This is a genomic window from Pseudomonas fluorescens, from assembly GCF_902497895.1.
GTDB lineage: Bacteria > Pseudomonadota > Gammaproteobacteria > Pseudomonadales > Pseudomonadaceae > Aquipseudomonas > Aquipseudomonas fluorescens_BP.
The window spans coordinates 59784-79013 of sequence record NZ_CABVHQ010000002.1 but is presented as its reverse complement, the minus strand read 5'-3'; the positions used below and the strand labels follow the sequence as shown (position 1 = coordinate 79013).

Annotated in this window: 19 protein-coding genes; 2 read left to right on the top strand and 17 right to left on the bottom strand. The window is 60.2% G+C overall.

Going from position 1 to position 19230, the window contains the following annotated elements:
• Positions 1-793: 793 nt before the first annotated feature.
• Entirely contained in the window at positions 794-1561 is a 768-nt protein-coding gene (locus F8N21_RS01450; RefSeq protein ID WP_150640413.1) for an SDR family oxidoreductase, read from the top strand.
• Between the two features lie 239 nt (positions 1562-1800).
• Here the strand turns inward: F8N21_RS01450 and F8N21_RS01445 are convergent, their stop codons facing one another.
• The 15 genes from F8N21_RS01445 to F8N21_RS01375 all read right to left on the bottom strand — a co-directional run bounded on the left by F8N21_RS01445 (position 1801) and on the right by F8N21_RS01375 (position 17159).
• On the bottom strand, positions 1801-2934 hold the full coding sequence (locus tag F8N21_RS01445) for an AGE family epimerase/isomerase (RefSeq protein ID WP_150640412.1): 1134 nt from the start codon (positions 2932-2934) through the stop codon (positions 1801-1803).
• 268 nt (positions 2935-3202) lie between these two features.
• Positions 3203-3775, bottom strand: a complete 573-nt coding sequence (locus F8N21_RS01440; protein WP_150640411.1) for a HupE/UreJ family protein — start codon at positions 3773-3775, stop codon at positions 3203-3205.
• Between the two features lie 40 nt (positions 3776-3815).
• Positions 3816-4430 carry an urease accessory protein UreG gene (ureG, locus tag F8N21_RS01435; RefSeq protein ID WP_150640410.1) on the bottom strand — a complete coding sequence of 205 codons (615 nt, stop codon included), beginning with the start codon at positions 4428-4430 and terminating at the stop codon, positions 3816-3818.
• Between the two features lie 9 nt (positions 4431-4439).
• On the bottom strand, positions 4440-5114 hold the full coding sequence (locus tag F8N21_RS01430) for an urease accessory protein UreF (RefSeq protein ID WP_150640409.1): 675 nt from the start codon (positions 5112-5114) through the stop codon (positions 4440-4442).
• Positions 5111-5611, bottom strand: a complete 501-nt coding sequence (ureE, locus tag F8N21_RS01425) for an urease accessory protein UreE (RefSeq protein ID WP_150640408.1) — start codon at positions 5609-5611, stop codon at positions 5111-5113. The genes F8N21_RS01430 and ureE overlap by 4 nt, the downstream gene beginning before the upstream one ends.
• Before the next feature lie 324 nt (positions 5612-5935).
• A complete protein-coding gene (locus F8N21_RS01420; protein WP_150640407.1) occupies positions 5936-7762 on the bottom strand; it encodes a S9 family peptidase in 1827 nt (608 codons plus the stop codon).
• Positions 7728-8900: a pyrroloquinoline quinone biosynthesis protein PqqE gene (gene pqqE / locus F8N21_RS01415; RefSeq protein ID WP_150640406.1), complete on the bottom strand. Its 1173-nt coding sequence runs from the start codon at positions 8898-8900 to the stop codon at positions 7728-7730. The genes F8N21_RS01420 and pqqE overlap by 35 nt, the downstream gene beginning before the upstream one ends.
• The gene (gene pqqD / locus F8N21_RS01410) at positions 8872-9147 is read right to left on the bottom strand and encodes a pyrroloquinoline quinone biosynthesis peptide chaperone PqqD (protein WP_150640405.1); all 276 of its coding nucleotides are present in this window, start codon (positions 9145-9147) and stop codon (positions 8872-8874) included. Before pqqD ends, pqqE begins: the two co-directional genes overlap by 29 nt.
• Positions 9144-9896, bottom strand: coding sequence for a pyrroloquinoline-quinone synthase PqqC (gene pqqC / locus F8N21_RS01405; protein ID WP_150640404.1), 753 nt, complete (start codon positions 9894-9896; stop codon positions 9144-9146). Before pqqC ends, pqqD begins: the two co-directional genes overlap by 4 nt.
• 224 nt (positions 9897-10120) lie before the next feature.
• The gene (gene pqqB / locus F8N21_RS01400; protein WP_150640403.1) at positions 10121-11032 is read right to left on the bottom strand and encodes a pyrroloquinoline quinone biosynthesis protein PqqB; all 912 of its coding nucleotides are present in this window, start codon (positions 11030-11032) and stop codon (positions 10121-10123) included.
• Between the two features lie 86 nt (positions 11033-11118).
• Positions 11119-11193: a pyrroloquinoline quinone precursor peptide PqqA gene (gene pqqA, locus F8N21_RS01395; protein WP_080591079.1), complete on the bottom strand. Its 75-nt coding sequence runs from the start codon at positions 11191-11193 to the stop codon at positions 11119-11121.
• A gap of 155 nt (positions 11194-11348) precedes the next feature.
• Positions 11349-13814, bottom strand: coding sequence for a pyrroloquinoline quinone biosynthesis protein PqqF (gene pqqF, locus F8N21_RS01390; protein WP_150640402.1), 2466 nt, complete (start codon positions 13812-13814; stop codon positions 11349-11351).
• Positions 13815-13862: 48 nt separating this feature from the next.
• The gene (locus F8N21_RS01385) at positions 13863-14657 is read right to left on the bottom strand and encodes a carbon-nitrogen hydrolase family protein (protein WP_150640401.1); all 795 of its coding nucleotides are present in this window, start codon (positions 14655-14657) and stop codon (positions 13863-13865) included.
• 13 nt (positions 14658-14670) lie between these two features.
• Positions 14671-16353, bottom strand: a complete 1683-nt coding sequence (locus F8N21_RS01380) for a flavin monoamine oxidase family protein (protein ID WP_150640400.1) — start codon at positions 16351-16353, stop codon at positions 14671-14673.
• Positions 16354-16697: 344 nt separating this feature from the next.
• Positions 16698-17159: an Lrp/AsnC family transcriptional regulator gene (locus F8N21_RS01375; RefSeq protein ID WP_008067391.1), complete on the bottom strand. Its 462-nt coding sequence runs from the start codon at positions 17157-17159 to the stop codon at positions 16698-16700.
• Between the two features lie 137 nt (positions 17160-17296).
• On the opposite strand from F8N21_RS01375, the gene F8N21_RS01370 reads away from it, so the two are divergent.
• Positions 17297-17941 (top strand): peptidase M41, encoded by a 645-nt coding sequence (locus F8N21_RS01370; RefSeq protein WP_150640399.1) that lies wholly within the window; start codon positions 17297-17299, stop codon positions 17939-17941.
• Positions 17942-18051: 110 nt separating this feature from the next.
• Here F8N21_RS01370 and F8N21_RS01365 read toward each other — a convergent pair whose 3' ends face one another.
• Positions 18052-18360: a DUF3077 domain-containing protein gene (locus F8N21_RS01365; protein ID WP_150640398.1), complete on the bottom strand. Its 309-nt coding sequence runs from the start codon at positions 18358-18360 to the stop codon at positions 18052-18054.
• A 426-nt stretch (positions 18361-18786) separates the two neighbouring features.
• Complete coding sequence (locus tag F8N21_RS01360) at positions 18787-19227, bottom strand: helix-turn-helix domain-containing protein (protein ID WP_150640397.1); 441 nt, start codon at positions 19225-19227, stop codon at positions 18787-18789.
• Between the last annotated feature and the right edge of the window lie 3 nt (positions 19228-19230).

Here is a 19230-nt window from a genome sequence, read left to right as displayed (position 1 = left end):
GTTAAAGCGCGACATAAAGCCGCTGCAAATAGCTGTTTTGTCACAGTTTTGACTTGTCCCCGTTTGCTGTGGAACTGACTGTGTGTAACGTGGTGGTAACTGGCTGAAGGCCTTGTATTACATGGCTTTCAGGCTTGTGGTTGTTTTTTGATCAGGGGTTTTTGCCTGGCTTGCAGCGGGCGTTGTCAACCTTTTTATTGTCGCAGTGGCGAGGCCAAAAAGGCGTTGCACAGCCTGTGGATAAGTCTGTGGTTAAACTCTGGAAAGACTCGGCTAGACGGCGTAATTACTGGCTTGGCGCCATCGTCCTGATGACCACCGGGGTGCGCTGATTTCAGACTGCTACATATGACGCTCCTGCGGGTCAAGCAAAAAACTTTCAGATTAGCGCTGCAAGCCCTGTGGATAGCGGCTCGGAGGAATTCGCACTTGCCCCCAAAGACTGTGGACGGGGCTGTGGATAAGGTGCGTGTACATAGCTGCGGGCCACGGTGCGTCGGGCGTTGGAGCGGTTGATCAATTTTTATACAGTACTCATGCTCTTCGTAGCAGCTGCCGAAGGCTGCGTCCGGCCGCGAAGCGGTCGTAAATCAGGTGCCCGCGATTAACTTGGGGAAACCGAGACGTATGGATTGCGACCGCTGCGCGCTCGAACGCAGGCTTCGCCAGCTGCTACGAAGGGTTGTGCCGCATACTTTTCCTTCGCTTCGGTTGCCGCTATGGCGCCAGCCGGGCATGCTGCAAGGCGAGTTTCTATTCCAATGGCTGTTTGAAGCCCAGCAAGGAGAACACGATGTCCAACACCCTGTTTATTACCGGCGCGACCTCCGGTTTCGGTGAAGCCTGTGCCCGTCGTTTTGCCGAGGCCGGATGGTCATTGGTGCTGACAGGTCGTCGTGAAGAGCGCTTGAATGCCTTGTGTGCCGAGCTCTCGAAACAGACCGAAGTGCATGGCCTGGTACTCGATGTACGTGATCGCAAGGCCATGGAGGAAGCGATTGCCAATCTGCCACCGGCTTTCAGCAAGCTGCGCGGGCTGATCAACAACGCCGGCCTGGCGCTGGGCGTCGACCCGGCTCCCAAGTGCGATCTGGACGACTGGGACACCATGGTCGATACCAATATCAAGGGCCTGATGTACAGCACCCGCCTGCTGCTGCCACGCCTGATCGCCCATGGTCGCGGTGCCGGGATCATCAATCTGGGCTCTGTCGCCGGTAACTATCCGTACCCGGGCAGCCACGTCTATGGCGCGACCAAAGCCTTCGTCAAACAGTTCTCACTGAACCTGCGCTGCGACCTGCAGGGTACCGGTGTGCGGGTGACCAACATCGAGCCCGGCCTGTGCGAAAGCGAGTTCTCCCTGGTGCGCTTTGCCGGTGACCAGGCTCGCTACGATGCTACCTACGCAGGCGCCGAGCCGATCCAGCCGCAGGACATCGCCGAGACAATCTTCTGGGTCCTCAACACCCCGGCGCACATCAACATCAACAGCCTCGAGCTGATGCCGGTGAGCCAGACCTGGGGTGGTTTTGCCATTGAGCGCGGGGCCAAGGCTTAAAGCCGAGTCGCTTTTTGTGGTGAGGGGGCTTTCCCTGATGCCAGTCAGTTAAGGACTTTGAGGCGAACATCGCACCAATGTGGCGAGGGGGCTTGTCGGAACGCCGCATCGCCCCGTTCGGCTGCGAAGCAGTCGTAAAACCTGTGTATGCGTTCTACCTGAAAAACCGCAGTTGCAGATTTTAGGGCCGCTGCGCGCCCCAGCGCGGGCGAGCCCGCTCACCACAAGGGATCTGACAGTCAGCCGAAGTATTCGATCAAGCCGCGATAACAGGTCGCCAGATGATACGGCGTGGTCGACGGCATATCCCGTCGGCTTACGATGCCAGCCGCATCGAGGCACTCATACCAGCCACCGGCATGCAGAAACCGTTGTTGCAGCGCATTCAGCTGGCGATGCAGCAGCGCCTGGCTGTCGGGCCGCAGCGTCAGGGCGCGCAGGTATTCGGCTTGCGCCCAGATCCGCTGGGTAGCGTCGCGAACGCTGCCGTCGATATCCAGCATGCCGCTGACGGTGCCGGTTTGCGGATCGACACCGACCTGTTCGGCGTAGGTGAAGGCGCGCTCCAGCGAGGCGTGCAGCGGCGAGTTTTTGAGCAACGGGGTAGACTCGAGCAGGAAAAACCACTCGAACTGATGTCCTGGCTCGAACCAGTTATCCACAGCCCCCAGCGGTTTTTCCATCATCACGCCGTGCTGGCGGTCGATGAAGCGCCTTTGCATGGCATCGCACAGGCTGCCCAGGGCCAATTGCACGGCAGCATCCTGGCGAACTGACAGCGTGGCCAGGAAGGCTTCGGCGAGGTGCATCAAGGGGTTTTGCAGGGGGCCGGATTTGAGCGATGACCAGTCCCGGTCGAGGCTGGCTTCATACAAGCCATCGTCGCTGGCGAAGCGCTCGCTGACCACTTTCAGAGCGGCATTGAGCACCGACTCCACCCGCGGCTCGCGAACCTTGGCCCAGTAATGGGCGCAGGCGAAGATGATGAACGCGTGAGTGTAGAGGTCCTTGCGCTGGTCCAGCGGCGCGCCTTGGGCGTCGATGCTGTAAAACCAGCCGCCGTGCTCGGCATCGTGAAAATGCTCCTGCAAGGAGCGGAACAACGCCGTAGCGCGGTCCTCGGCGCTGGGTACCCCGGGCTCACCGATCAGGCTTGAAAACAGGTACAACTGCCGCGCGCAGGCCATGGCCCGGTAGCGTTGTGGTGGCAATGGCCGATGTTCGGCATCCAGCGCCTCATAGGGCAGCACCAGTTCGGCATTCCAGCCGGGGCCTTGCCAGAGCGGCACGATCACGTCATGAAAATGCTGCTGCACGGCCGCGAACAGAACGGTCAATTCAGGCTGGGAGGCGGAGCTGGAAACATCGGGCATCGGCTGGCGTCGTCACGGCAGAGGTGTTTGCGCGACATGGTAGCAGAGAGGTTGGCTTGAGAGAGGTTGTGTCTTTCAAGCCGCTGTGGCGAGGGGGCTTGTCGGAACGCCGCATCGCCCCGTTCGGCTGCGAAGCAGTCGTAAACCCATCCGCGCGATGTACCTGATCTAACGCGGTGGCTGGATTTGGGGCCGCTTCGCGACCCAGCGCGGGCAAGCCCGCTCGCCACAGCAAGCTCGCGATGAGGCCGGAGCAAACGCTGAAGATTCAACCTGCCAACAACCAAACCCCAGTCGCCGCCGACGCCGCCCCGGCCAACCTTACCAGTGGCGCAGCCGCCTGCGGCAGTACGCGCACTAGCGCATACCCGGCAGCATGCAGCGCCGCCGTAGCCGCAACAAAACCTGCGGCATAGGCCCAAGGGCTGGACATCTGCGGCAGCTCCAGACCATGGGCTACGCCATGGAACAGCGCATACAGTGCCGTTGCACCAAGCGCCAGGCTCAACGGCGCACGCACCGCCAGCGCCACGGCCAGGCCCAGCGCCAGCACCGACGCGGCGATCCCGCTTTCCAGCGCCGGCAGGTTCAGCCCTTCAAAACCGAGCATGCCACCGATCAACAGTGTGCCGACAAAGGTGCACGGCAGCGCCCAGCGCGCCGCGCCTTGCTGCTGCGCGGCCCACAGGCCGACCGCAAGCATCGCCAGCAGGTGATCGAGGCCGCCGATCGGGTGGCTGAGGCCGGCGATCAAACCGTTGTCGCCATGGCCGGGGTGGGCGAAGGCCATAGCGGGGGTGAGCAGCAGGGCGACGGCGCCGAGGATATGCTTGAGTGTCATGAATACGCTTCCTTGTTGATGTTCTGTGTAAATGAGCGCATCAGGACGCGGTCAGCAGCCCCTGGCGTTCGATAAAGGCGATGATCGCGTCCAGCCCGAAGCCGGTTTTCTGGTTACTGAAAACGAACGGCTTATCGCCGCGCATGCGCTTGGTATCGCTGTCCATCAGCTCCAGCGAAGCGCCCACCAGGGGGGCCAGGTCGATCTTGTTGATGACCAGCAGGTCGGATTTGCAGATTCCCGGACCGCCCTTGCGTGGCAGCTTGTCACCGGCCGAGACGTCGATCACATAAATGGTCAGGTCCGACAGTTCGGGGCTGAAGGTCGCCGACAGGTTGTCGCCGCCGGACTCCACCAGAATCAGATCGAGACCGGGGAAGCGCCGATTCAACTGGTCGACCGCTTCGAGGTTGATCGACGCATCTTCACGGATCGCCGTGTGCGGGCAACCGCCGGTTTCCACGCCGATAATCCGCTCCGGCGCCAACGCCGCATTGCGCACCAGGAAATCGGCATCTTCGCGGGTGTAGATGTCGTTGGTGACCACTGCCAGGTTGTAGCGCTCGCGCAGGGCCAGGCACAGGGCCAGAGTCAGGGCGGTCTTGCCGGAACCGACCGGTCCGCCGATACCAACGCGCAACGGTTGTGCGTTCATGTGTTTCTCCTAAGAGCGGAATAGACGGCTGTACTGGCGCTCATGGGCCATGCATGCCAGGGACAGGCCGAAAGCGGCGCTGCCGTATTGATCGGAAGGGATGTTCGACGCCATGTGCTGGGCCTGCTGCAGCACCGGCAGCAGTTCGCTGGTCAGGCGCTGGGCAGCTTGCTGGCCGAGCGGCAGGGTCTTCATCAGCACCGCCAGTTGATTTTCCAGCCAGCTCCAGAGCCAGGCGGCCAGCGCGTCCTGCGGGCTGATCTGCCAGGCGCGAGCGGCCAGCGCCCAGCCAAGGGCCAGGTGCGGTTCTGGATGTTGCGCAAGAAAGGCCCGGGCGCGGGCGTCGAGCTCCGGCAAGCCATTGAGCAGTTGTTGCAGGGAATAGCCCATTTGTCGGCTTTCCTGATGCAGTTCGCGGGTCTCGCGGCTGGCACGGTGTTCTTCGCAGCGTTGCAACAGTTCGGCCCAGTCTTCGTCCGCTGCGGCGCGGCAGTGGGCGAGCAATAGCGGTGCTTCAAATCGCGCGAGGTTGAACAGCAGCTGATCGCTGATCCAGCGGCGGGCCGTTAGCGGGTTGCTCACTCGCGCCTGTTCCACGGCCATTTCCAGCCCTTGGGAGTAGCTGTAGCCGCCAATCGGCAGTTGCGGACTGGCCAGGCGCAGCAAGGCCCAGGCCGGGTTCATAGGCGCACACCGAACTGATGCAGGCGCGGTGGGTAGTTGAAGTCCTCGTCGCCATGCCGTGAATGGTGGTGGCCGCCACCATAGGCTCCGTGTTCCGGCTGGAATGGCGCTTCGAGGGCCTCAGTGCGGGCACCAAGCTGTTCGAGCATGGCCTTGAGTACGTAGTCATCGAGCAGGCGCAACCAGCCCTCACCGACCTGCAGCGCGACGTGCCGATTCCCCAGATGATAGGCCGCGCGGGTCAGCTCAAAGGCATTGGCGCAAGTGACGTGCAGCAGCAGTTCGGGGCGCGCGCAGACTCGCACGATGCGCCCGTCTTCGGCTTGCAGGAACTCGCCGTCATGCAAGGGTGGTTGGCCACGTTCCAGAAATAGGCCGACGTCTTCACCTTCGGTACTGAAACAACGCAGTCGGCTTTTGCTGCGGGCCTCGAAATTCAGGTGCAGTTCGGCGGCCCAGAGGGGTTGAGGGTCGATTCTGCGATGAATCACCAGCATGGCAAGGCTTCCAGCAAAGGGCGTTGTAGAGGCTAGAGCAAGGCCCTTGCCAACAGAGCTGGATGTAGGAAAAAACCGAAAGAACTGTAGGAAGGCTTGCTTGCGCCAGAAAGTGGTGCGCAGGGTTTTGCATGGGATTGGTGCGACGAAGAAGTTGGCGCACCATTTTGCGGCGTTTGGTTTGCCCTAATGCCAATCAGTTAAGCGCTGAATGCCCTTAAAAGATCGCAGCCTTCGGCAGCTCCTACAGGTTTTGCGTATAACTGCTGTCTCGAAGGTGACCCGGCTGGCGTAGGAGCTGCCGCAGGCTGCGATCTTGGCGATCTATGGCGCCATCACCCCTTGATAGAACAACCACTCCTGCTCCAGCGCATGGGCCTGATTGTCGGCCTTGCGAAAACCGTGGCGTTCGTCGGGGTAGTAATGCGCCTGGGCCGGGATGCCGTTGTCCTGCAGGGCCTTGAGCATGTCGCGGGTCTGTTGCGGGACAACCACGGCATCGAGTTCGCCCTGGAAAAATATCACCGGCACGCGGATAGTCCGGGCGTGCAGCAACGGTGTGCGGGCCTTGTAGCGTTCGGCATCCTGTTCGGGGTCGCCGATCAGCCAGTCGAGGTAATCGCCCTCGAATTTGTGGGTTGTGCGAGCCAGCGCGATCGGGTCGCTGACCCCGTACAGGCTGGCGCCAGCGCGGAAAATCCGGTGAAACGCCAATGCGCAGAGGGTGGTGTATCCGCCGGCGCTGCCGCCGCGAATGAAGGCGTTTTCGCCGTCGATCAGCCCTTGACCGGCGAGATAGGCAACGACCGCGCAGGCATCCTCGACGTCCACCTCGCCCCAGCTCAAATGCAACGCTTGTCGATAGGCGCGCCCGTAGCCGCTGCTACCGCGATAGTTGAGGTCGGCGATGGCAAAGCCGCGTTGTGTCCAGTACTGGATACGCGGATCGAGCATCGGGTAGCAGGCAGAGGTCGGGCCACCGTGGATAAACACCACCAAGGGCGGTTTGGCGGCGCCATTCATGGCCGGGTAGAAAAAACCATGGGCTTCACCCTGTCCACTTGGGTAGAGCAGGGTTTGCGGACGACTGATCTGCTCGGCAGGCAAGGGTGCAACACCGCCGGCCAGCACCTTGACCTCATGGGTATCACGATGGATGGCGACTACCGCCGCCGGGCTCACGGGCGACGCAACTATGCAGTAAACAAACTGCTCATCCAGCGCCAGACTGCGGAATCGGCTGTAGTCACCGGTGAATTCTTCCAGCGAACCATCACCCTGGCGCAGCCCCAGTCGGCCAAAACCCGCTTCGGTCCAGCTTGCCAGGTAGGCGCCTTCACCCAGTGGCAGCCATGTACTACCACCCAATTGCCAGGGCGCGGGTGCGTGATCGGCTGCAGCGCTGGGCAGCGGGCTCAAGCCGGATTCGGATTCGATCCAGGGTTGCCAGAACCCTGCGCGATCCGTCAGGCAATACAGATCGCCAGATTGATCAAAACGCGGTTGTTGCAGGGACTCTTCGGCGCTATTGCCAGCCACGCAACGCGGTTGGCTCCAACCGTTGTCAGCCAGACGCTCGGCCACCATCAGGCGGGTAGAGGTCCAGGGTTGGTGGGGACGATCCCACTCGATCCAGGCCAGACGTCGACCGTCTGGGCTCAGGGTCGGCGCGGCATAGAAGTCCGCGCCTTCGAGCAGAATCTGACGTTGCCCACTGGCGATATCGATGGCGACCAAACGATGTTGATTGTGATGTTCCTCGACCGCCAGAACCTGTCCGGCAGCGAACTGCAGGTCGCCATAACGACACCCGCCCTGAGTCACCGCCTGGGGCGTCTCACCTTGCAGGGATTGCCGATACAACTGCTGATCCGTTTCGTTGACGAACACCAGCCCGTCATCGCTCAGGCAGAACGAACCACCGCCATATTCATAGACTCGACTGCGCACGCTGAATCCCGAGGGCGTCAGGCAGCGGGCCTGACCTTGGTGCCAGCGCCAGATCCGGCAAGCTGCCTCTTCCGGGCGGTATTCATTCCAGAACAGGCCGTGCCGGCCGGCTTGCAGTTCAGCGAAGTCGATAGCGGCGGCGACAGCCTGCGCTGCGCTGAAGGGCTCAGCCTTTAACGATGAGGCGTGAATTTCGTTCATTGCGAAAGGCCAGTTGTTCGATGGTCTGGGTCGCGTGCTCGGCTTCTTCGCGGGCCTGGAGAATCACGCCGTGATGTTCCGACTTGCTGCACACCGGATCGGCGTTGCTCGCGTCGCCGGTGAGCATGAAGGCTTGGCAACGGCAACCGCCGAAGTCCTTTTCCTTCTCATCGCAGGAGCGGCACGGTTCGGGCATCCAGTCGTAGCCGCGAAATTTGTTGAAGCCGAACGAGTCGTACCAGATGTGCTGCATGCTGTGATCGCGCACGTTCGGGAACTGCACCGGCAGCTGCCGCGCGCCGTGACACGGCAGGGCGGTGCCGTCCGGAGTGACGGTGAGGAAGATGCTGCCCCAGCCGTTCATGCAGCCTTTGGGGCGTTCCTCGTAGTAATCCGGAGTGACGAAGATCAGCTTGCACGGATTCCCTTCGGCTTCCAGTTTGGCGCGGTATTCGTTGGTGACACGTTCGGCGCGAACCAATTGATCTTTGGTCGGCAACAGGCCCACTCGGTTGAGCTGAGCCCAGCCGTAGAACTGGCAGGTGGCGAGTTCGACGAAGTCGGCTTCCAGGGCAATGCACAGCTCGATGATGCGGTCGATCTTGTCGATGTTGTGCCGATGGGTGACAAAATTCAGCACCATCGGATAGCCGTGGGCTTTCACCGCACGAGCCATTTCCAGCTTTTGCGCGAAGGCTTTTTTCGAGCCGGCCAGCAGGTTGTTCACTTGCTCGTCGCTGGCCTGGAAGCTGATCTGGATGTGGTCCAGTCCGGCTTTCTTGAAATCGCTGATTTTCTGCTCGGTGAGGCCGATGCCCGAGGTGATCAGGTTGGTGTAGAAACCCAGCTTGCGGGCTTCAGCAATCAACTCGGCCAGGTCCTGGCGCACCAGTGGTTCGCCGCCGGAAAAACCCAGCTGCGCCGCGCCCATCTCCCGTGCTTCGCGGAACACCTTGATCCACTGTTCGGTGCTCAGCTCTTTGCCCTGCTCGGCGAAATCCAGTGGATTGGAGCAATAGGGGCATTGCAGCGGGCAGCGGTAGGTCAGCTCGGCCAGCAGCCACAAGGGCAGGCCGATCTCAGGCTTGGGCGGTATCCGCAGGGCCTTTTCAGACAAGTTCGATCCAGTGCTGTGCACGGGCGACCTCCATGAATTGCTCGATGTCGTCAGCGAGCTCGGGTACGCCGGGGAATTTGGCGTCCAGTTCGGCAATGATCGCCGCGACGTCACGCTCACCGTCGATCAGGCCGCCAATCAGCGCGGCGCTTTCGTTGAGTTTGATCATGCCTTCGGGGTACAGCAGCACATGACCTTTTTGCGCGGGTTCGTACTGGTAACGGTAGCCGGTCCGCCAGGTCGGGGTCTTGCTGCGATCGAAACTCATAGGGGAATCCCTTTGTGCCAGACCCGCTGCCCGGTCACGCTGTGATAAGGCGGGCGGTTCAGTTCGTAGGCCATGCTCATGGCATCGAGCATGCTCCAAAGAATGTCCAGTTTGAACTGGAGAATTTCCAGCATGCGCTCCTGGCCGACCCGCGTGGTGTAGTGTTGGAGGGTAATCGCCATGCCGTGTTCCACATCCCGCCGCGCCTGGCTCAGGCGAGTGCGGAAATACTCATAACCGGCCGGGTCGATCCAGGGGTAATGCTGCGGCCAGCTATCGAGTCGCGACTGGTGGATTTGCGGGGCGAACAGTTCAGTCAGCGAGCTGCTGGCGGCTTCCTGCCAATTGGCCCGGCGGGCGAAGTTGACGTAGGCGTCGACGGCAAAGCGCACGCCGGGCAGGACCAGCTCCTGGGAGCGCAGTTGATCCGGGTCGAGACCGACCGCCTGGCCCAGACGCAGCCAGGCTTCAATGCCGCCGTCTTCACCGGGCGCGCCGTCATGGTCCAGCAGGCGCTGAATCCACTCACGGCGGACCTCGCGGTCCGGGCAGTTGGCCAGAATCGCGGCATCCTTGAGCGGGATGTTCACCTGATAATAAAAGCGGTTGGCGACCCAGCCCTGAATCTGCTCGCGGGTCGCCCGACCTTCATACATCGCCACGTGATACGGGTGATGGATGTGGTAATAGGCGCCCTTGGCGCGCAGCGCCTGTTCGAATTCGGCGGGGGACATTGGTTGGTCAGTCATCTGGGCTCTCCGGGAACAGCCGTGAAGTAGTCGTCTGGTAGGGCAGTCTCGCGGGCAAGGTCTCTGTAGGAGCGAGCTTGCTCGCGATGGACTCAAGGGCGGCGCGTTTATTCAGAAAACACGCGTTATCGTTAACGTCCATCGCGAGCAAGCTCGCTCCCACAGGGAGTTGCGGTGTCTGTAGGAGAGAGGCTTGCCTGCGATTGATCGTGAGACGATCTCAGTTACAGCTCAATACTCATTCCGTCGTAAGCCACCTCGACCTTTCGTCGTAGTAGTTCGGCACGTTCGGCGGAGTCTTCGTCGAGGATCGGGTTGGTGTTGTTGATGTGAATAAGCACTTTGCGCTGCTTGGGCAACTGTTCCAGCACTTCCAGCATGCCGCCGGGACCGTTCTGGGCCAGATGGCCCATTTCCCGACCGGTACGGGTGCCAACGCCACGGCGCTGCATTTCGTCGTCGTCCCACATCGTGCCGTCCACCAACAGGCAGTCGCTGCCGGCCATGATTTCCAGCAGCGGCGCATCGACCTTGCCCAGGCCCGGCGCGTAGAACAGCTTGCCGCCGGTGCGCAGGTCTTCGACGATCAGCCCGATGTTGTCGCCGGGGTGCGGGTCGAAGCGATGGGGCGAGTAGGGCGGTGCGGCGCTGCGCAGCGGCAGTGGGGTGAAGCGCAGGTTCGGGCAGGCGGGGATGGTGAACGTGCCTTCGAGCTCGATGCGGTTCCAGTTCAGCCCGCCGTTCCAGTGGGTCAGCATGGTGAACAGCGGAAAACCGGTGCTCAGGTCTTCATGGACCATGTCGGTGCACCAGACCTGGTGCGGGCAGCCTTCGCGCAGGCTGAGCAGGCCGGTGGTGTGGTCGATCTGGCTGTCCATCAGGATGATCGCGCTGATCCCGGTATCGCGCAGGGCGCGGCCCGGTTGCATTGGGGCAAAGTTCTGCAGCTGCGCGCGGATGTCCGGCGAGGCATTGCACAGCACCCAGTTCACGCCATCATCGGAAATTGCGATGGATGATTGGGTACGCGCCTCGGCCCTCAGGCTGCCGTCGCGAAAACCCGCGCAGTTCACGCAGTTGCAGTTCCACTGCGGAAATCCGCCGCCGGCGGCGGAACCTAGGATCTGGACAAACATGACTGCTCCATTACTCGAAAGCTGAAAATAAAAACGCCCCGGACTGGCCGAGGCGTTGCACTGCATGCTCTACCCAAAAGGCAGAATTAACGGCTTGCGAAATACATGGTGACTTCAAATCCGATACGCAGGTCGGTGTAAGCAGGCTTGGACCAGGCCATAGAGTAGCTCCTTCAGGTGGGTGTGACAGTTGAGATCTATACATATAGCCCACCTCCAGCGGAGATGTTCAGATGCTTAGGTGGCTATCTTACTAAATTCCCACTAGCGTTTGACCGCAATTCTCGAAGAAAGCTAATTGCAGCCGGGGTAATGGTCATTTTGCCACTTGCCATGGCTTGTCAGGGCAAGAACCGCTAGCCAGACACCTCCAGCCACCTTCGGCCTGGTTCAATCGTTGAGCCGCGTCCAGCAGGCTTTGGCGGCTTGAGCTTATGATCGCCCTTTGCAGCTGTTGCAGATAATCCGACGGATGGTCGGCCAGTTTGCCCTGCCAGAGTAGTTCAGCAACTTGGGCAAGGGGCAGGGCGCTGCTGTCGAATTGATCGGCGAGCGCCTGGCATTGGTTGGTCAAAGACGAATCATCGATCCTTGAGACTAGTTCAGGCAGTTGCTCAAGGAATACTTCAATGTGTTCCAGGATGTCTCGCGATGCAACGCTGGGTGACTGTACGCCGAACAGCAGCCCGGTTTGCCCGTTGATCTGCCGCACCCCGCTGAACACCCCGTAGCCCAGTTGTAGCTCGACCCGCAGGCGCTGGTAGAACGGCGACTGACACAGTTGCGCAAGCAAACGCCAGGCAGCTTCGTCGGCGATGTCCTGGGTGGGCGTCGGACAAAACAGCAGCAGTGCGTGTTCGCTGGAGTCGGTCGGCACCTGGCTCCACAGATGCTGCGAGCGAATTGACAGCGCCAGTGCCACCTGAGTCTGCGCAATGCCGGGCATTTGGCTCAGGGCACCGGTGATTGCAGCTTGTACCTTGGCCGGCAGGCCGAGCGCCAGTCCGTCCCAACGGGCGCTCGACCAGAGTTGTTGCAGGTCGGCGGCGCTGACGGGTTGCAACGCTGGAGACTGCAAATAGCCCAGGCAATGTTCGGGCAATAACTTCAGTAGTTGCCGAATGGGCATCAGCGGCGGGCTTATGCCTGGTTTATCTGGTTTTTGCCAGAAGTCGGCGGCAGGTTTTGTCAGGCGCATTAACGCCTGTTCGAGTATCGCGGGCATCGGCTCATGAATGCCGACCAGCTTCAGCAGCCATTGATTACCCACAGCACTGAAGGAAAAATCGACACCGGCCTGTAGGGCGTCTTCCCGCAAGTCTTTCAGGCTGATTTCCAGTTTCGGCTGAAGACTGGCCTGCACAGCTGAATCCAGGCGCCAGCGCAGATACACCGCAGCTTCGCCGGTTTCGTCCGGCAGTTCCTGACTCACCAGCAGGCTCGAACTGTCACGGCGGCCGCGCGATCGATCCTGGGCAAAGGTCCGCAAGCCGCGATGAGCACTGGTTTGCCCACGGATCAAGCCGGTTCGGGCCGGTGCCGCGACCTGGCGCAGAAAGGGATTGGGCGGCGGCAGCTGCCAGGTGCCTGTGGGTTTATCCACAGACATCTGCTGCAAGAGTGTCTTGAGTGCGTTGACGCCTTGTTCGGACAAGCCAGGCTCTAACTGCTCGCTGTCTATTCGGGCCAGCTCCAGTGCGCTGCTGACCTGCTGTTTGCGCTGTTGCAGCAAGGCGTATTCCTCGCGCAATTGCGGCCAGTCGCGGTGTTCGTTGAAAAAGCTCAGCCAGTCAAAAAACAGCTCTCTAATCAATGCATCCTGACTCGAGCCGCTGGCGCTGAGTGTGAATTCGATATTCAACAAGGCCTGGCCGGCGAACTGGTATAGCGGCGCGGCTTTCAGGAAATCGATCAGCTGGCGGTTTTGTAATTCGGCGAGTAGCCCGCCGGGTTTTGAAGAGTTCAACCAAGTGCATAGAAAATCCAGCGCCTGGGGTGATGAGTCGGGCAGGTGCTCAAAGGCAAACAACAGATTCATACGGCGTTCGCCAGCCTGTTGATAACGGTTGTCGGCGCTGGCCATCAATGACGGCGGAGCGCTCTGCGCCACCTGCTGGCCGCTGGCAAGCTGGGCGCCGAACCGTTCTGCCAGCGCTTTCAACTCGGCAACAGACTGCGGTCCGGCCAGGCTCAGGGTCATTTGTCCGGTCTGATAAAAGCGCTGGTAGAACTCGCTCAATGCCTGCTGGAACGCTGGCTGCGGTACCGGCAGGCTGTAGCGATTTCCTGCATGGAAGGCGCGCAATGGATGGGCCGCGCTGAGGCCATCGAACAGGCCGAACTGTTGCTGCGCCGACGGATCCCGTGACCAGGCAATAAATTCGGCGTGCAGCACTTCCCGCTCGCGCAATTGGTCGTTCTGGTCCAGGCGCGGATGGGCCAGCATGTCGCTCAAGCGCTCGAGCCCGCCGTTGAACGCAAGCGGTGACAGTTCGAAGAAAAAGTCCGTGTTGCGCTCGTTGGTCCGCGCATTCAGCTGCCCGCCGTGACCTTGCACGTAGGCCATCAACCCTTGGTCTGCGGGAAAACGCTCGGTACCGAGAAAGAGTAGATGTTCGAGGAAGTGCGCCAGCCCAGGCCAGGCAAGTGGCACGTCGTGGCTGCCGGCGGCGACCCGTAAGGCAGCGGCGCAGCGTTTCAAGCGTGGCGCATGACGCAGAGAGATCCGTAGCCCGTTGGCCAGGGTCTCAGTGTGGGGATGAGGGTGGTTCAGCGCAGGCATGAGCACTTCCAGAACAGTGAAGTGCTCATGCTAGCGGATAACCACCGATCAGCGCTTGTTCAGGTCGCTATAAAGCTCGGGTCGACGATCCTGGAAGTAGCGATTGACGGCGCGTGAATCGATCATCAATTGGCGATCCAGTGTTCCAATGATCAATGCCTCATCCAGGCCCGCCTGGGCCAGACGGCTACCGTCCGGTGCGGCAATGCTGCTTTGACCGCAGTAGTGGATCTCGCCTTCATGCCCGCAGTAGTTGGCGTACGCCACATAACACTGGTTTTCGAAGGCACGGGCACGCACGGTGACGTCGGCGATAAAGTCGTACGGAATCATGTTCGCCGTCGGCACCAGAATCAGCTCGGCCCCGGCCAAGGCCAGGCGACGGGCATTTTCCGGGAATTCCAGGTCATAGCAGATCAGGAACCCGAGTTTCCAGCCGTTCAACTCCACCAGGGGAAACTCGTCGGGGCCGACACTGAACATCGAGTGATCGAGTTCACCGAACAGGTGAGTCTTGCGGTAGTTGCACAGGCTTTGGCCCTTGGCATCGATCAACTGCACGGCGTTGTAGATCTGCCCGTCGTCGGCGCGCTCCGGGTAGCCGTAGAGAATGGCCACCCCTGAACTCCTCGCGATGCTGGCAATGCGTTGCGCCGACTCGCCATCGCGCGCCTCGGCCAATGCGCCGACCGCCTCGACGCCGATGTTGTACCCACTGAGGAACATTTCCGGCAGCACCAGCAAATCCGCGTCCCGGGCTTCCATCGCCAGGTGTTGCAGACGCTGCAGATTGCCAGTCACGTCCAGTGGCAGCGGCGGGCATTGGTAGAGGGCGACACGCATAGTGAGCTTCCTTTTACTCAGGCAGGGCTATCGGGCCGATTTCATGGAACACATCACCCGGACCAGGATTCTGCGCAGGCGTCTCGCCACCGAAATGTTTCATGATGCCCCACACGGCGTTCAACGAAGTCTGCACTGCGCCTTCAACCCACGCCGGGGTCCATGAAACATCGTCGCCTGCAATGAAGATCCCGCGCTGCTCGGCGGGCATGTCTTGCTGCATGAAGTGCGCATACATGCGCTGGTTGTAGCGATAGTGGCCCGGCAGCGCACCCTTGAAGGCGCCGAGAAAATGCGGGTCGGCTTCCCAGGAAACGGTGATCGGGTCGCCGATAATGCGCGCGGCGATATCGACTTTCGGGTAGATCTTCTTCAACGCGTCCAGCGCCAGCTTTACGCGTTTTTCCACCGGATGCGGGAGCATTTTAAGCGCGTCGCTCATCCACGAATACGACAGGCAGATCACCCCTGGCTTGTCGTCGCCGTTGTCGAAAAGGTAAGTGCCGCGGGTCAGGCGGTCGGTGAGGGTCATGCTCATCAGGTCGCGCCCGGTTTCCGGGTCCTTGTCCTTCCAGAACGGTCGGTCGACCATGACGAAGGTTTTCGACGACTGCATGTAGCGGGTGCGGTCCAGGGCCATCCACATCTTTTGCGAGAACAAGCTTTCGTCGCATTCGATCTGGGTGGTCAGCAGCCAGCTCTGGCAGGTGGTCAGCACCGCCGCGTATTCCCGGGTATCGCCCCAATTGTCGGTGACGGCAAAACGGCCGTTGGCCGCGTGGGCGATGCGTTTCACGCCAGTACGCGGCGCGCCGCTGTGCAACGAGCTCAGGCTGGTGCCTGCGGGCCAGTGGGCACAACGCTCGGGGACATGACGCCAGATGCCGAGGGGCACTTGCTCGACGCCGCCGACCACCAGGTGCTGGTGGTCATCGCAGTTGGTCATCACCACGCGAAAAATTTCCAGCATCGAGTTGGGGAAGTCCGAATCCCAGCCGCCGGTGCCGAAGCCAACCTGGCCAAACACTTCGCGGTGATGGAAGGACAACTTGGCGAAGGCTTTCGAAGTGGCGACGAAGTCGTAGAAGGTGCGGTCATCCCAGAGCGGAACCAGGGTGTTCCACAGCTCTTTCAAGCGCGGCACGTCGCGGTCGCGGATCGCTTGCTGGATCTCGCCGAAGCGCGAACCGTCCTCCAGCGCATCAGCCCAGGCATCGGCGACTTCCTGGAACAATGCCGGCAGGTCGGCGAGCTTCTGCGCGTAGTGGGTCTGGCCTTCGAGGTCGATCACCGTGCTGCCCGAGGCAGGGGTCAGCGGGTTGGGGAAGGGTTTGGTTTCCAGGCCGAGCTTGTCGACATAGTGATAGAACGCGGTGGACGACACCGGGAAACGCATACCCCCGAGCTCGGCGATGATGCCTTCGGCGCCTTCAAAGGCCTGGGAGCGCAAGCGCCCGCCCATCTTCGAAGCCTCATAAACCACTGGTTTCAAGCCCAGCTTCATCAGCTCGTACGCCGCCACCAACCCGGCGATCCCGGCACCGACGACCGCCACTTCGGCACCGTGGTGCTGCGCTGGAATACTGCCTAGCCCGGCCGGGTGCTCTATCCAGTCGTCGAATGCGAAGGGGAAGTCGGGGCCGAAAATAGTGACCGGTTTTTTACCGTCTGCAGGATGGCGATTGTTCTTGTTCATGGATGACCTTGCTGGCGACTCGCGCGGTGGTGACCGCGGTGAGTTTGGAAGGGGAGAAGACTGCCGCCATTCTAGGGAGTGTAGAACACGTTAATAAGACGCAAAGTGTCGTCGATATGAATGCTTTTTAAGCTATGTGACGAGGATATTGAGCTAAATGACCGCGTGGCCTCCGTAGCAGCTGGCGAAGCCTGCGTTCGAGCGCGAAGCGGTCGCAGTTCAGTCGACACGTACTACCTGAAGCAACGCGGCAATGAGTTTTACGACCGCTGCGCGGCCGAACGCAGGCTTCGCCAGCTGCTACGGGGGGATCTTCGGTCGTGCCAAAGGGGGCTAGGCAGACCTTAAACCGGCTGGCCGCGATCGATCTTGCTGCTGAGGATGATCGAAGTGGTGGTTTTCTCCACGCCATCGACGCTGCCGATCTGATCGAGCAGTTGATCGAGCTGTTCCGGCGAATCGGTGCGCAGCCACGCCACGTAATCAAACTCGCCACTCACCGCACACAGCTGCTGCACCTGGGCCATGGCACTGAGCCGACGCAGCACTTCCTTGCCGGAACGCGGCTGCACGGTGATCCCGACGTAGGCCTGCAAGCCACCATCCACCACTCGCTGCCCGAGGCGCACGCCGTAACCGGTGATTACTCTGGCTTTTTCCAGCCGCGCCAGACGCGACGTGACGGTAGTACGGGCGATGCCCAGTTGGCGGGCGAGCATGGCCACGCTTTCGCGGGCATTGATCTGCAAGGCCGCGATCAATTGGCGGTCGATTTCGTCGAGAACGGGCGGGCGGGTGTCAGGCAAAGGTCGTCTCCAGCGGCACAGAGCAAAGGGCAAGCATGTTACAGGCACTCCACGCCATCGACGGGTTAATTGGATAGACACAAACTGTCACTCGTAGTCGAATGCGCGAACAAGAGCTGTGAAGCGAGAGGATCGAAATGAAGAGCATGCCTGCTGCTGTACGAGACTATGCACTGCAGATTGCGAATCACGAAATGGGGCACTACGTAGTAGCCCGAGCCCTGGGCTTTGAAACGGGTGATGTGACCCTGAAAGTTACCGTGGGCTTGGCGCACCACGGAGGGGCTTCCATTACCTTGGCGCGGTCAATTTCGTCGATCGAAGAAATGAAGGAACATTTGGAAGGTCGGATAATGGTCCTCTTCGCCGGAGCTATGGGGCAGACATTACCTCCAAAACATTCGCCCGAGAAACTCGTTGATAAGTCGAAAGCGGCAGCCATCCTGAAAGGAGAGCTTGGGGCGGAACAGGATTACGCAAAAATAAGAGAGTTAGGGCACCTGCTGCGCAATATCTCCTACCCTGATACGGATCCAGCGTCGTGTGACAGCGTAACGGCTGAGCTTAAAGAAATTACTGATCGCGCGTGGTCACGGACTCAAAAAATCGTAGAGGAATTGGCCGATACGATTACCGGATTGGGCGCGGCGCTGGTAGACGGCATGGTCATCGTGGAGCAGTGGGGTAGGCCGGCGGATACGTATGAGGTCGTGTTGACGGGTGAAATGCTTGAACGGCTGCGGTCAGTGCAGGCCATTCCAGCATTAGGTGTTCTGGAGTAAACATCCAGGCCACCGCCGGACGCAGTAAAGGTCGGGCATTGCAGCAGCGCTCCCGATCACGATCTGGAAGCCCCGAAAAATCGGGGCGTATTTCAAGGGATGAGTCAGCGCTATTGTTCGGACTCCGTCGCCGTCCGAGCGGGTCTCGGTGTCAGCACCTTCACCACATCATCAATCACTGCTTTGCTCATTGCCGTCAGATAGTACGCGGCCCAGGCGTGGCGGTCGGTGTCTTTTGCGTAGGCGGCATCTTCGGTAAATGACTTGGCGAGGAACAGCAGATCGGAGGCCTGTGCCAATGCATCCCCAATGGGAACGCCACGACAAACGTGGAACAGCGGCTGATCCGAGCAATAGATGAAAGGCGTGAAGCCGATGGTTTTCAGTTCTGAAGGTGCGGACGGATTTGTTTTGGTCATGGTTTTACTCCTGGGTTCGAGGAGCCGACACGTTCGTTTCCAAGCGAATGGGTGGCGGCTGTACGCAGGTTGGAAAACCGGGAACCAAGGAACCGGCACGCCCGAAGGCGTCCCACGCACAGCCGCCATAACACAGGGTTCAGTCGTAAAAAACGTCTGCAGTCGTGATGGGGTGCTGTTGCGCTGTGGTTCGACGGGTTTCCAAGCCCGGTCGCTGATTGGCAGCGACGTCCGGAGAGTATCCCGTCGAAGAAAAGCGCAACAAGGCAGCAAAGTGCCCAAACGCACCCATTACGCAATTCTCGGAGTTTGCCTACAACCTCAACGGGAGTCATCCGATATTCCGGCACCCGCGTAAAACAAAATCTGAACAGGGATAGATAAAAAGCCCGGCGATAGGCCGGGCTTCTAGAGTGTTGACGTAGGTCAAGCGCATTGCTTTTCTTTATTGTGCCATTCGCCTTCAAACTCCAGATTCAGTTTGTATAGGTCGTGGTCCAATCTGTTGATGGAATTGATAGCAGCCATAAGATCCGCTTCGCCGGTTTTAGCTTCAAGATAAAGTCCCCGTAAATACCGGTCATTTACGGTTGGGATCTTGTCAGTTTTTTCCCAGATCGCCACAGCCTGACTCGTCAGCCCGACGATGTCGGCAAGTCTTTCTTGGGACAACCCAAGCTCCTTCCTGAGGAACCTAAACTCAGCACCTGTCAAAGGTGCTGGTTTTTCCGCGATAGACTTGCCAATTACGTCATGAAGGCCTTTCACATCCGTGATTGCAACGGACTCGCCATAGGCAGTCTCTTTCACCACGAAGCCATTGCTAAGCCATACGTTCGGCAGGCCGCTTTCTACGTAGTGGTACATAAA